Source organism: Jingyaoa shaoxingensis (genome assembly GCF_014385005.1).
In the GTDB taxonomy this organism is placed as follows: domain Bacteria; phylum Bacillota; class Clostridia; order Lachnospirales; family Lachnospiraceae; genus Marvinbryantia; species Marvinbryantia shaoxingensis.
The window spans coordinates 19,718-34,043 of the sequence record NZ_JACRSZ010000019.1; the positions used below are offsets into that span (position 1 = coordinate 19,718).

Here is a 14,326-nt window from a genome sequence, read left to right on the forward strand (position 1 = left end):
ATGAGCCGGAGGAATACTTCCGGCAATTTTTCTGCCTGGAAATCATGGAGGATTACAAGATGGAAGATTACAGAAACATGGAGAGATGCAGCGGCGAACCTTGCTGCATATTTGCAGAAAGAATCTGTGCAGACAATGAAAAGGAGATTTTGAAAATGGAAAAGGACACAAAGGAAAAAGTGACGGCTGATGAAATGATGGATGACCTTATCTATCTGGCGGAACTGATTGATTTCATGGGAATTACATCTTGTCTGGCTGTAAGGGGAACTTTAAGTGAGCGAATGACAGACAAGCTGACGGATTCCATTGCAGGGATGGCAGATGAAGTGTTGGAGAAATGGGAGGACTATCAGGATAAGACAGAATAACCGGGACAAAGCAGTAAAGGGGATGGTCAAAGTTGCAGGAGCATGAGTATAAGGCGAGAGATAAAACCGTCCAGAAGATGAGCCGGGATGGTCTGCGGGAAGAAAACCTCCGGAACAAGGAAGAAAAAAGGATCACCGGACGGGATACGGATACCGAGATTCCCCGCAGTGAGAAGAAAGAGGAACTGGATTTCAGTAAACGCAGACAGGAACGGCGGAAAGAAGAACGGGGGATGGAACAGCCGGAGCAGAGTTCCAGAAAACCCAGATATAGCAGGGAACATGTATCCGACCAGGATATAAAACCAGATATGGATGAAGAGGTGAAAACAGAGGGAGATGTTTCCGTTGAAAATGGAGAAAATCCCAAATCTGCCTTTCGCACAGAGAGTATCCGTGGACAGCCAAGAGGGGAACGGGCATATCTGGAGACAGTTGCGGACAGCCGGGATCTTCGGAAGAAAAAGATGGTCAGGGATTATGCTGCAAAGGAAAGAAGGAAGGAAAAGGAGGCTTCCAGAGAAGAAAAAGCAGCCAAAAGAGAATCTGCCCGTTACCGGGAAACTTCCGAAGTGATGGAAGATTCCCTGGATGAGTTCCAGGAGGAGATCAAAGGCAAGTCCAAAAGGGAATGGGTGCTGAAGGAACAGCGGAAAAAAGTTTCCCGTTTGTCTTTTGGTGATGAAGGTAACGGCATGGTACATGGTGCCGGGATCGGTATCCGGAATCCGGCATCGGCAGTCAAAGATGCGGCAGTCACGGTAGCACACTGGAAAACGCATGAAGAAGAGGATGAAAATGCGGCAGTGGAAGGGGCACACCGGGCAGAACTTGCCGGGGAAAGCCTTGCAAGGAAATCCATCTACATGCGGGAACAGCTGAAAGGGCGGAGGGAAGAATCCCGGAGATTAAAAGAAAGCGTCCTGGATGAAGCAGAAAGGAGCAGGCTGGTATTTGAGACTGCCTATGGAAATGAAGCGAAGGACGCAGTGAAAAGAGAAGCAGAGAAGAAAAAGAAATCTGCCCTGCAGAAACTCTTTCAGAAGAAGCGTTACCAGAAGCAGTATCAGGCAGCCAGACAGAGTAAAAAAGTAAAGGATGCAGCGATCACTTCCGCACAGAAGTTTACGGAAAAAGCGAAAGATGCGGTCAAGATGGTGATGGCACAGAACCGGGGAATTTTTGCCACGGTAGCAGTCTTTGCCCTGATCTTTGTGCTGATCGCAGCCAGTTTTACCAGCTGTACGGCATCCTTGCAGGGAGCTTCCTCAGCGATCATCTCTACTAGCTATTCCAGTACGGATGAAGATATTTATGCCGCTGAAAATGCGTACCGTGCCTTGGAAGAAGCACTGAATACACAGATCAACCAAATGGAATCCACCCATCCGGATTACGATGAATACCGGTATCAGATTGATGAGATCGGTCATAACCCATATCAGCTGATCTCTTATCTTACGGTAAAATATGGCGGCTTCACTTACGAGGAAGTGGCAGAGGAGATTAAGGAAATCTTCCGACAGCAGTATGGGATCACCACAGACTCTACCAGAGAGACGGTTACGGAAACCAAGACGGTCCGGGTAGGGGAATCCTTGGGACAGGTTGTGACGAGTGGATACTGTAACTGCCCGATCTGCTGTGGGCAGTGGAGTGGCGGACCGACAGCCAGTGGGGCGATGCCGACAGCAAACCATACGATTGCCGTGGATGCAGCGAACCCATTTGTGCCGATCGGAACACATGTAGTCATGAACGGTGTGGAATATGTAGTAGAAGATACTGGAGCGTTTGCAAGATATGGGGTACAGTTCGATGTTTACTATGACAATCATGCGGCGGCATCCGCACATGGACACCAGACATGGGAAGCCTACATAGCAGACAGTAATGGAAGCCAGGAAGTGCAGGTCACGACCACAAAAGAAGTGAACCGCCTGGATGTAACGATGACAAACCACAGCCTGGATGCCGTGTTAAGGAGCCGTATGACAGAGGAAGAACAGGAACGCTACGATGCGTATAACAAATATTACGGCAACCGTGATTATCTGTTTGATCTAAACAGCATACCCACCGGAAGCAGTGGATTTGGTTATGACATACCGGCAGATGCTTTATCTGATCCACAGTTTGCAAAAATGATACAGGAAGCAGAAAAATATCTGGGTGTTCCATATGTATGGGGCGGTTATTCCCCAAGTGGTTTTGACTGTTCCGGTTTTGTGAGCTGGGTTATCAATAACTGTGGAAATGGATGGAATGTCGGAAGATGTACTGCAGATGAGCTGCGGTCACACTGTTCGCAGGTATCTCCATCGGAGGCAAAACCGGGAGATCTGATCTTCTTCCAAGGAACCTATGACACACCGGGAGCAAGCCATGTGGGAATCTATGTCGGCAATAACATGATGATCCACTGTGGCAAGCCTGTCCAGTATACGAGCATCGCAAGTGCCTACTGGCAGGAACATTTTATGGCGTTTGGTCGTCTGCATTAGAGGAGGTGACAGGGCAGATGAACATGAAATTAAAAAAACTTCTGGATGATATTCAGAAAACGGAGGATAAGATTGCTGAATTACAGGAACACCTGAAGCGGCAGAATACATTGAGACAGCAGATGGAAGATATAGAGATCGTTAAGTCGTTCCGTTCCATGAAGCTGGACAGCCGCAGCCTGCTTGTCCTGCTTGACGGGATTCAGAAAGGAACCGTTACGATCCAGATGGATGAGGATGGCGGTATTACGGTGGAGGATGCAAAAGCTCCGCAGAAAAAGGAAAACAACGCAGAAGTTCATAGACCATCTGTTGGTCAGATGACAGAAAGAGAGGTTTTAGACGATGAGGAATAAAGTGGTAAAGAAACTGCTTATGATTGCCATGGCAGTCACCATGATCTCCGGGACATCCATTGCTACGGTTTACGCAAATGCAAACCCACCGGCGGAGGAGACAACGACACAGGTAGTAGAAGAAACAACAACAGAATCAACAGAAGATACGGAGAAGAAAGAGGATATCGTAAGGGTCACCGGAGAAGGGGATAATTCTGCTTTTTCTACTCCGGGAAATGCCCAGCTGGTGGATGATAAGGAAAATGATGATACGAAACAGTTCCTTACCATCCAGACCAAGAAGGGAAATACGTTTTACATGGTCATTGACCGTTCCAGCAATACAGAAAACGTGTACATGATGTCCCTGGTCGATGAGAATGACCTGGCAGAATTTCTGGATGAGACAGAAAAGAGCAAAGAAACCGAAGAATCAACCGTAGTGATTCCGGAAACCACACCGGAAACTACCCCGGCAGTAGAGGAGGAAACCGAAGTGAAGAAAGAAGAAAAGACAGGAATGAATGTAAAAGGACTTGGAGCAATCGTACTTGCAGTGATTCTTGGAGTGGCAGGTATCGCTGTTTATAAAAAGCATGGACGTGGCAAAGAGGAGGACTATGTAAGCGAACAGCTGGAGTTCTCTGACGGACCGTATGTAAATGAAGAAGAGGATGAGGAAGAAGAATAAACTTCCATCTCCAAAGAAGCAACCAAAATAAGGACAGGGGCGGCCAGAGCAGTTTGGCTGCCCTTTTTTCAGAAAGGACAAAAAAGCGTATGTCAAAATTTTTAGTGATCGCAGAGAAACCAAGTGTGGCACAGAGTTATGCCAAAAACCTGTCAGCTTATAAGAAAGGGGACGGATATTTAGAGGGAGAGAGCTGTATTGTCAGCTGGTGCCTTGGGCATCTGGCAGAGTATGCACAGCCGGAAGAATACGATTCCAAATATGAGAAATGGCAGTTTGATGACCTTCCGATTCTTCCGCAGGTCTGGAAGTTGAAAGTTTCCAGAGATAAGAAGAAACAGTTTGATGTGTTAAAAAGCCTGATGAACCGGGCAGATGTGGACTATCTGGTAAATGGCTGTGATGCAGGAAGGGAAGGGGAACTGATCTTCCAGAGAGTGTATGACCTTGCCGGATGCAGGAAACCGGTGAAGCGTTTATGGATCAGTTCCATGGAGGATACGGCAATCCGGACAGGTTTTCAGACAATGAAAGGAGCAGAGGAATACCGGAATATCTGCATGGCTGCGGTATGCAGGGCACAGGCAGACTGGCTGATCGGAATGAACGGAACCAGGGCATATACGACCTGTTATTTTAAACGTCTGGTTGTGGGCAGGGTGCAGACGCCAACGCTTGCCATGCTTGCAGAACGTCAGGATAAGATTGAGCATTTTCAGAAAGAAGCCTTTTATAAAGTAGCACTGACAGACGGAAGGCTTACGGTGGTTTCTGAAAATATTGCAAATGAGGAAGCCGCCGATCTCCTTGCTTCCTTATGTATGGGTTCGGAAGCTGTGATTACACAGGTAAAGAAGGAACAAAAGAAAGCATTTCCTCCTAAACTTTATGATCTGACCAGCCTGCAAAGGGAAGCAAACCGTTACTTTGGCTATACGGCAAAGAAAACACTGGATATGCTGCAGGAATTATATGAAGAAAAGCTGGTCACTTATCCAAGAACGGACAGCCAGTTTGTGACGGAGGATATGAGGGATACCGTAGAGAAACTGGTAGGGAAAATGCCAGTCTTACTTCCGTTCCTGGATTATGGACAGCTGGGACATAATATCACCAGAGTGATCAACAATGCAAAAGTATCCGACCATCATGCGATTCTTCCAACCAAAGAAGCCGTAGAAAAAGGAATCTCTGATCTGCCAGCGGACAAAAAGAACCTGATGATGCTGGTCTGCCAGCAGCTGGTGCAGGCAACCGGGGAAGAGTATCAGTATGAGCAGACTGATATTACGGTCAAATGTCAGGAACATGATTTTACCGCCAGAGGAAAAGTGCCGGTGCAGATGGGATTTAAAGAGGCGGGAAATGCTTTTAAGAACCAGTGCGTGAAAGCCAAGCCGGAAGAAGAAACGGAAAAAGAAACTTCCATTCCATATGGCTATGAAGAAGGAATGACGCTTTCTCCGGTAAAGGCAGAAAAGACAGTGCATTTTACTTCCCCGCCCAAACCATTCAATGAAGACACCCTCCTTGCCGCCATGGAAACCGCAGGGAATAAAGACTTCGATTCGGAGACAGAGAAGAAAGGACTGGGGACTCCGGCAACCAGGGCAGGTATCATTGAAAAACTGGTTTCTTCCGGCTATGCGGTAAGAAAAGGAAAGCAGATCGTGCCAAGCACAGAGGGCAGGGAACTGGTAAATGTTATGCCGGCTTATCTGAAATCTGCCGCAATGACTGCCGAATGGGAGAATCAGCTTTTAATGATGGAAAAAGGGCAGATCACAGATACACAGTTTATGGGTGAGATCACTTCTTTAGTTGGTAAGATCCTTTCTGTATGCAGGGAGATACCGGAAGAAGAAAGGAGAAGATTCCAGAAGGCAAGGGAAGTGATCGGTAAGTGTCCGGTCTGCGGTTCGGATGTTTTTGAAGGGAAACAGAATTTTTACTGTTCCAACAGGCAGTGTGATTTTGCCCTCTGGAAAGAAAACCGTTTCTTAGGGAGCATGGAGAAAACTTTGGATAAAAAGATGGCAGTGGAGCTTCTTGATAAAGCCTGCACCCATGTAAAAGGGCTGTATTCCAGAAAAAAAGATATAAAGTTTGACGCAGACCTTTTGCTGACACTGGAGGATGGAAAGCCAAGGTTCCATCTGGAATTTCCAAAGAAGAAAAAGAAATAAGGCAAGGAGGTAGGCAGTATGTCGAAATTACAGGACATCCGGGAATTGGCACAGGAACATGCGACATCGGTGAGCAGTTCACCAAGGGACTGGATGGGTTACATGGATACCGCAGCGAGACTGTACCGGTATCCTTTTACAGACCAGTTACTGATCCACGCACAGCATCCACAGGCAACCGCCTGTGCGTCCCTGGAACTGTGGAATGAGAAGATGTTCCGCTGGGTAAACCGGGGAGCAAGAGGAATCGCCCTGCTTGACGAGAATGGTCACAATGCCAGACTCCGGTATGTGTTTGATATTTCAGATACGCACATGGTGGCAGGCGGAAGAAGCCCTTACCTGTGGCAGATGCAGGAACATCAGCAGGAAGAGATCCTTACCCATCTGGTAGAAGCGTATGGTCTGGAAGAAAAAGATACCGGGAGTTTATCGGATGCGTTGATGGCGGTTGCAAGGGAAATGGTCGCAGACAGTCTGGAAGAATATCTGGACGGCTTGGAGTATGCAGCGGAAGGAACGTATCTGGAAGATCTGGATGAAGTTACGATCCGCAGTGATTTCCGCCAGCTTGCAACGGACAGCGTATATTACATGCTTTGCAGACGGTGTGGTCTGGAACCGATGGAGCTTCTGGAAGAAGAGGATTTTATGCACATCACCGATTATAACCGGCTGTCTGTACTGACCTTTCTTGGAAATGCAGCAAGCCAGATCAGTGAGAGTGTTCTGATCGACATTGGAAGGACGGTACATAAAATTTCTCTGGAAGAAGCCAGAAAAGAGGTTGAAATTTCCAATGAAAGGAATTATAATAACTTTAACACATTAATGCGTGAAAATAAAAATCAGGATGTAGAAAACAACAAAGAAGAAAATATCGAGAATGAAGGAGGAACCGACTATGGAACTGACATATCATCGCAAGGGGGATTACCTGTTTCCGAACCTGACCGTAGAGGAGGAAGAAGTGACAATCGGGAAATACGGGATGCTTCGGAGAACATTCCTGAAGGAACACAAGAACAGCCTGTATCAGAGCCTGTTCCTGACAGGAAAGCTGAACAGCCATCTGGCAGAGATCGAGAAGGCAGCACAGGAGAGGATGGACAGCCAGATGGAGAAACTGCTGAAGAACCATCCGGCACCGGACAAGGAAGCAGACCCGATGGCCTGGACAGCACATATGAACGCACTGATGGCAACAGCGGAAGAGAGCATCTTGACGGAATTGGTATACAGCTAGTTGAAGATACAAGAGAAGATGGACTGAGCAAAGCAGAGGAAGAAATCGCCTCTGCTTTATCTTTGCCCGAATATCCCACAGCAAATGAACAGAAAAGGCAGATTGGTGAAAGGGTAGCTGCTTTATATGCCGGGGAGATTCCTATTCCGGAAAGTGTTGTGGATGATATTTTACGGACGGGAGGAAACCGGACAGGAAGCCAGCTGCGTATCATCTATAACTTTATGAGTGAACAGTCACCGGGAGAATACACGGAGTTTGTAAAGCGTGAGTATGGAAAAGGCGGCAAAGGTTTTCAGATGGATGGAAGGGAATATTCCGTCTGGTTTGATGAAACCGGGATGCAGATCGCAGTCGGGCACACGGTGGCAGACCAGATTCTGGATAAAGCCTTTTTATCTTGGAAAGATGTCAGCAGACGTATCCATCAGCTTTTAGATCAGGGAGAATATGCCCCGCAGTCGGTATTGGATGCGGCAAGGGACAATGCCCTGAAGGAACACGCACAGGCACTTGCCTATATGAAAGGGGATATGGCAGAAGGTGTGGCAGAGATTGTCTTTGATGAAGCAGACCTGCCGCATCTTCGCAGTATTTATCCGAAAATCACGGATTATCTTACTGAAAAACTGCAAGATTCAGAGTGGCTTTCGGATTTGAATGAAAGACTGGAAGCACTGGCAGAAGCCTACGAGACGGACAATTCTCTTATGCGTTTCCATCATTATAATCCGGTCAATATCTCCAGACAGTTCCAGAAGTTTGCAGATGAGGTGATTCCATACCAGGCGAGAGAGGGATTTGCATGGAAAGAACAGCAGATGTTCATTACACAGGACGAGATCGACGCATTTCTTGCCAGAGGTGGGGCGTATTCCGAAGGCAGGCTCAGGACATATTCCTTTTATCTGTTACATACGGAGGAAAAAGCAAGGGCTGACTTTATAAAAGAGCAGTATGGCATCGGCGGATGCAGCCACGCACTTTCCGGTGCGGATAATTCCCATGCAGACTATGACGGGAAAGGTTTGGTTCTTGCCAGAGGAAATTTTGGAAATCCGCATACTTCCATTACCTTACCGTGGAATAAAGTGGCAAGACGGGTAGAGTATCTGATAAAGAATGACAAGTTCTTGCAGGCAGAGGATTATGTCCATATGCCAGAATATGAACGGGAGCAGATGGCAACAAAGGTGTTGAACTTTTATAACCGTCTGCCAGAAGATATTGACCGTCCTTTTGAAGAGGATTTTTTCTGGGAAGCACCCAGAAAGGAGATCATGGAGGTGCTGAATAATCCGGAAAGCACAGAAGAACTACTTGAAAAAATGGATGCGGCATTGGCAGCTCTGCCATTAGACTTTGAAGCCTATGGGACAGACTATCAGCAGAAAGCAGGGATTCTTTCAGAACTTCATCAGTATGCAGAAGGAATTTATACGATCTTTCCAATTCCGGAAGTGGAAACATCTTTTTCAGAAGCAGGGCTATCTGGGCATCAGATGTCTATGTTTGATTATCTGGATACAAGGGCATTGTCTGAACCGACCGAGATAGATATGTCGGATGTGGACGAAACCGAGGAAGTGGAGATAACCACTGAGGGAGAATCTGTTTCTGAGACTGAGGAACAGGAGGAACTTCTGACAGACGAAGACATTGTAGAAGTATCAGAGCAAATTGAAGTAGAGAAACCAGAAAGTAGTGCAGATAGAAAGACTGCAGAACAGCTTGCGGATTCCTGGGACGAAGGTGTTTTCGAGTATCAGGGTTATCATTTTGAAGCCGTTGGAGTATTACCGGAAGGACTGGAAGGAAAAGAACTGGTAGCTCAGACCCGTTCCAATACAGAACTGCATTTATCCACCTATCATACCGAAGATTTTCCGAAATATTCTTATGAGGAGTTTTATGCAGTCTGCAACGCACCGACCGCAGATATATTCCGGTGTCTGGAAACCGGACGCAACTATATTCCGGGAGAAAATGAACTGTTTGGATACGAGGGAGAGTTTCTGCCGTATGTAAAACAGGAACAGGAGAAGATTGTAACGGAACCGCATAACTTCCGCATCCAGGATCATGACCTTGGTGCTGGCGGACCGAAAGCAAAGTATCAGGCAAATATGGAAGCCATCCATTTATTGCAGACTTTGGAGAAGGAAGAACGACTGGCAACGCCACAGGAACAGGAAATCTTATCCCGCTATGTCGGATGGGGCGGTATCCCACAGGCATTTGAGGAAAACAACAGCAGCTGGGCAGAGGAATATCTGGAGTTAAAGAACACTCTGTCAGCAGAAGAATACAGTGCGGCAAGGGCATCGACCTTAAATGCGTTTTATACTTCGCCAACTGTGATTAGTAGTATGTATGAAGCACTGGAGAACATGGGACTGAAGCAGGGAAATATTCTGGAGCCATCATGTGGTGTCGGTAACTTTATGGGTTTGATCCCGGAGAGCATGAACAAGGCAAAAATGTATGGTGTGGAGCTTGACCCGGTTTCCGGCAGGATTGCAAGGCAGCTTTACCAGAAAAATAAGATTGCCATACAGGGATTTGAGGAAACAGATTACCCGGACAGCTTTTTTGACTGCGTGATCGGGAATGTACCATTTGGGGCATATCAGGTCAGTGACCGCAGATATGACCGCCACCATTTTCTGATCCATGATTACTTTATCGCAAAATCCCTTGACCTGATTCGTCCCGGCGGAGTGGTGGCTGTGGTGACTTCCAGTGGGACGATGGATAAACAAAATCCGGCAGTCCGACAGTACCTTGCAAACCGGGCAGAGTTATTAGGGGCGATCCGCCTTCCAAATAATGCGTTCCAGAGAAATGCCAATACAGGTGTTGTCTCCGATATTTTATTTTTCCAGAAAAGAGACAGGGCTTCCATCGAGGAACCGGACTGGATACATCTGAAGGAAACTGCCGAAGGATATTCGGTCAATGCGTATTTTGCAGAGCATCCGGAAATGGTGCTTGGGGAGTTTACAACGGAGAGTACCCAGTATGGAAAACAGGAAGTAACTGTAAGAGCAAAAGAGGGAGTCACCTTAGAGGAACAGTTAAAGGAAGCAGTAAAGCATATCCACGGAACCATTACGGAGCTGGAACTTTCCGATACGGAACTGGAAGAAGATGTGGTGTCCATTCCGGCAGACCTGGAGGTAAAGAATTTCAGTTTTACGGTGGTCAATGAGGAAGTGTATTACCGGGAAAACTCTGTGATGAACCGGATGGAACTCCCGGCGGCAACGACCGAGCGTGTAAAAGGCATGGTAAAGATCCGTGATGCGACGAATGCCCTGATTCAGTGTCAGATGACCGAGGGAAGCGATGAGCAGATCACACAGCTTCAGGGGAAACTCAATGAAGAATACGATACGTTCACAGCAAAGTATGGTCTGCTCAGCAGTAATGCCAATAAAAGGGCATTTAGCCAGGACAGCAGCTATTGTCTTTTAACATCTCTGGAATTTCTGGATGATAAGGGAGAACTGAAACGGAAGGCAGATATTTTTACCAAGAGAACCATCCGCCGGGCAGAAACCGTGACTTCTGTTGATACAGCCAGTGAAGCACTTGCCGTATCTATCGGAGAAAGAGCCGGGGTTGACCTTGCGTATATGTCACAGCTTTCCGGGAAAACGGAAGAGGAACTGACGGAGGAACTTGCAGGAGTCATCTTTAAGAATCCAATCGGTGAAAAATGGGAGCCATCGGATGAGTACCTTTCCGGGAATGTAAGGGAAAAGCTGCGGATTGCGAAACAGTTTGCCGAAAATCATCCGGAATACATTGTAAACGTGCAGTATTTAGAGCAGGTACAGCCCAAAGACCTGGATGCGTCAGAGATTGAGGCAAGGCTTGGTGCAACCTGGATTTCGGAGGACTATATCACACAGTTCATGGCAGAGACATTCCATACACCAAGATATTATGTCGGGGACCGGATCAAAGTCCAGTATGCCGAAGTGACCGGGCAGTGGAATGTCACAGGAAAAAGTATAGACAGCTATGGAAATGCTCTTGTTACTTCTACTTATGGAACACAGAGGGCAAATGCGTACCGTTTGCTGGAAGATGCCTTAAATCTTAGGGATACCAAGATTTATGATACGGTGCAGGATGCGGACGGGGAACACCGGGAATTGAACCGGAAAGAAACGATGCTTGCACAGCAGAAACAGGAATTGATTCGGGAGGAATTTAAGTCCTGGATATTCAAAGACATGCACCGCAGGGAAGATTTATGCCAGATCTATAATGAACGGTTTAACAGTATCCGTCCAAGAGAATACGATGGAAGCCATATCCAGTTTGTAGGTATGAATCCGGAAATCACCCTGATGCCGCACCAGAAAAATGCGGTGGCTCATGTGTTGTATGGGAACAATACTCTGCTGGCCCACTGTGTAGGAGCTGGAAAGACGTTCCAGATGATCGCAGCCGGTATGGAAGCGAAGCGTCTGGGACTGTCACAAAAAAACCTTTATGTCGTGCCGAACCATCTGACGGAACAGTGGGGAAGTGACTTCTTACGCCTTTATCCGGGAGCAAATATCCTGGTTGCTACAAAGAAGGACTTTGAACCGGCAAACCGAAAACGGTTTTGTTCCCGTATTGCGACCGGGGATTACGATGCCGTGATTATCGGGCATACACAATTTGAGAAAATCCCTCTTTCCAGAGAACGGCAGATTGCCATGCTGGAACAGCAGATCGCAGATATTACGTTCTCTATCGAGGAAGCAGGACGGCAGGCAGGGCAGAATTATACGGTCAAACAGCTGGAAAAAACAAAAAAGAGCTTACAGGCAAAGATGAAAAAACTCAATGACCAGACCAGAAAGGATGATGTTGTGACATTTGAACAGCTGGGAGTAGACAGGCTGTTTGTGGATGAGAGCCATTCATTCAAGAACCTTTTTTTATATACAAAAATGCGGAACGTGGCAGGAATTTCCCAGACCGATGCACAGAAAAGTTCGGATATGTTTATGAAGTGCAGATACATGGATGAACTGACCGGCGGCAGGGGGATCACTTTTGCGACAGGTACTCCCGTGTCAAATAGTATGACAGAACTTTACACTATCATGCGTTATCTCCAGTATGACACACTCATGCGTATGGGCATGGGACATTTTGATTCCTGGGCGGCAACGTTCGGGGAGACAGTGACCGCAATCGAATTATCACCGGAAGGAACGGGCTATCGTGCGAAAACACGGTTTGCCCGTTTTTTTAATCTTCCGGAGCTGATCTCCATATTTAAGGAAGCTGCGGACATCCAGACATCGGATATGCTGAACCTTCCTGTACCGGAAGCAGAGTTTATCAACGAAGTCTTAAAACCAAGCGAGGAACAGCAGGAAATGGTCGGGGCATTTTCGGAACGTGCGGAAAGCGTAAGGGCAGGCTTAGTGAATCCAACCGAGGATAACATGCTGAAGATCACGAACGATGGAAGAAAATGTGCCCTTGACCAGAGATTATTAAATGAACTTCTTCCGGACGATGAAACAAGCAAGGTCAATACCTGCGTAAAAAATGCGTATCAGGTATGGGAGGAAGGAAAAGCAGACCGTACAACACAGCTAATCTTCTGTGACCTGTCCACACCGAAAGAGGATGGCAGTTTCAATGTGTACGATGATGTGCGGGAGAAGCTGGTTGCCAGAGGTGTACCGAAAGAGGAAGTTGCTTTTATCCATGAATATAACACGGAAGCAAAAAAAGCTGACCTTTTTGCAAAGGTAAGAGCCGGGCAGGTGAGAATCCTGATGGGTTCCACACCGAAACTTGGTGCCGGTACTAATGTGCAGGACCGATTGATTGCCTTGCACCATCTGGACTGCCCGTGGAAGCCGTCCGATCTGGAACAGCAGGAAGGTCGAATCTTACGACAGGGAAACCAGAATGAGAAGGTAAAGATCTTCCGGTACGTTACGGAAAATACATTTGATGCGTACATGTGGCAGATTCTGGAGAACAAGCAGAAGTTCATCAGCCAGATCATGACCAGTAAATCCCCGGTCAGGGCCTGTGAAGATGTGGATGATACGGCACTTTCCTATGCCGAGATCAAGGCACTTGCCACAGGAAATCCGTATATCAAGGAAAAGATGGATCTGGATGTGCAGGTCAGTAAATTAAAGCTCTTAAAGGCGAACCATACCAGTCAGATCTACCGCTTGGAATCCGATATTGCAAAGAATTTCCCAGTACAGATCAGTGCATTGAAGGAACGGATTGCCGGGATGCAGGCAGACTTGCAGGTCATAAAAAGCGTGGATTTACAGGACAATGATGCTTTTGTTATGAACGTAGGGAATGTCAATTATGCAGATAAAAAGGAGGCAGGGGAAGCGTTACTTGCAGCCTGTGCAGGATTAAAGACAGTCAGTACCGGCGGCAAAGTCGGGGAGTATCATGGATTTCGTCTGTCAGCAACGTTTAATGCATTCACCCATACATTTGAACTGACGGTCAAAGGAAAATGTTCCTATAAGCTGGAGATTGGAAAAGACCCCGCAGGAAATATCCAGCGTATTCACAATGCTTTTTCTTCTATCGAGAAAAAGTTGGCAGAGAGTGAGCAGAAACTGGAAACGGTACAACAGCAGCTTGCGACTGCACAGGAAGAAGTGAAAAAGCCGTTTCCAAAAGAGGCAGAACTGAATGAAAAGATGGAACGGTTATCGGAGTTAAATTCCCTGTTAAATATGGACGAGAAGGGAAATGAAACCATCATGGCAGATGAAGATATTGGCAGGGAAGCGAGTGCGGAAAGCAATAAGAGAGAATCTGTGGGAGAACGGGAACTGCCGGAAATCGCAGATAACATACATAAGCCTTCCATCGTAGACCGTCTGAAGCAGGAGAAAGCACAGCAAAACGCACTACAACAGCCGACTGTACAGAAGCCGGCAAAGAAGAAACACGAGCAGGAGTTATAAAAGTTTTCCCGTCAGA

The 14,326-nt window shown here is 46.9% G+C and carries 6 protein-coding genes; all 6 read left to right on the forward strand.

Translation table 11 applies throughout. The annotated features are described in order from the left end of the window. The first annotated feature begins 59 nt into the window (after positions 1-59). The 6 genes from H8716_RS14895 to H8716_RS18150 all read left to right on the forward strand — a co-directional run bounded on the left by H8716_RS14895 (position 60) and on the right by H8716_RS18150 (position 14,310). Positions 60-371, forward strand: a complete 312-nt coding sequence (locus H8716_RS14895; RefSeq protein ID WP_005338478.1) for a hypothetical protein — start codon at positions 60-62, stop codon at positions 369-371. Positions 372-403: 32 nt separating this feature from the next. Next, positions 404-2,875: a C40 family peptidase gene (locus H8716_RS14900; protein WP_249309814.1), complete on the forward strand. Its 2,472-nt coding sequence runs from the start codon at positions 404-406 to the stop codon at positions 2,873-2,875. Positions 2,876-2,892: 17 nt separating this feature from the next. Further along, positions 2,893-3,231 carry a DUF4315 family protein gene (locus tag H8716_RS14905; protein ID WP_117640121.1) on the forward strand — a complete coding sequence of 113 codons (339 nt, stop codon included), beginning with the start codon at positions 2,893-2,895 and terminating at the stop codon, positions 3,229-3,231. Then, positions 3,221-3,904 carry a CD1107 family mobile element protein gene (locus H8716_RS14910; RefSeq protein ID WP_187558413.1) on the forward strand — a complete coding sequence of 228 codons (684 nt, stop codon included), beginning with the start codon at positions 3,221-3,223 and terminating at the stop codon, positions 3,902-3,904. Before H8716_RS14905 ends, H8716_RS14910 begins: the two co-directional genes overlap by 11 nt. 89 nt (positions 3,905-3,993) lie before the next feature. Further along, positions 3,994-6,090 (forward strand): DNA topoisomerase 3, encoded by a 2,097-nt coding sequence (locus H8716_RS14915; protein WP_249309815.1) that lies wholly within the window; start codon positions 3,994-3,996, stop codon positions 6,088-6,090. 18 nt (positions 6,091-6,108) lie between these two features. Then, positions 6,109-14,310, forward strand: a complete 8,202-nt coding sequence (locus tag H8716_RS18150) for a DEAD/DEAH box helicase family protein (protein ID WP_330606652.1) — start codon at positions 6,109-6,111, stop codon at positions 14,308-14,310. Positions 14,311-14,326: the final 16 nt, after the last annotated feature.

What these genes read in the sequence shown, in the direction of transcription:
- H8716_RS14915 (WP_249309815.1), top strand. Translation starts at nt 3,994, where the DNA reads ATGTCAAAATTTTTAGTGATCGCAGAGAAACCAAGTGTGGCACAGAGT.
- H8716_RS18150 (WP_330606652.1), top strand. Translation starts at nt 6,109, where the DNA reads ATGTCGAAATTACAGGACATCCGGGAATTGGCACAGGAACATGCGACA.
- H8716_RS14905 (WP_117640121.1), top strand. Translation starts at nt 2,893, where the DNA reads ATGAACATGAAATTAAAAAAACTTCTGGATGATATTCAGAAAACGGAG.
- H8716_RS14910 (WP_187558413.1), top strand. Translation starts at nt 3,221, where the DNA reads ATGAGGAATAAAGTGGTAAAGAAACTGCTTATGATTGCCATGGCAGTC.
- H8716_RS14895 (WP_005338478.1), top strand. Translation starts at nt 60, where the DNA reads ATGGAAGATTACAGAAACATGGAGAGATGCAGCGGCGAACCTTGCTGC.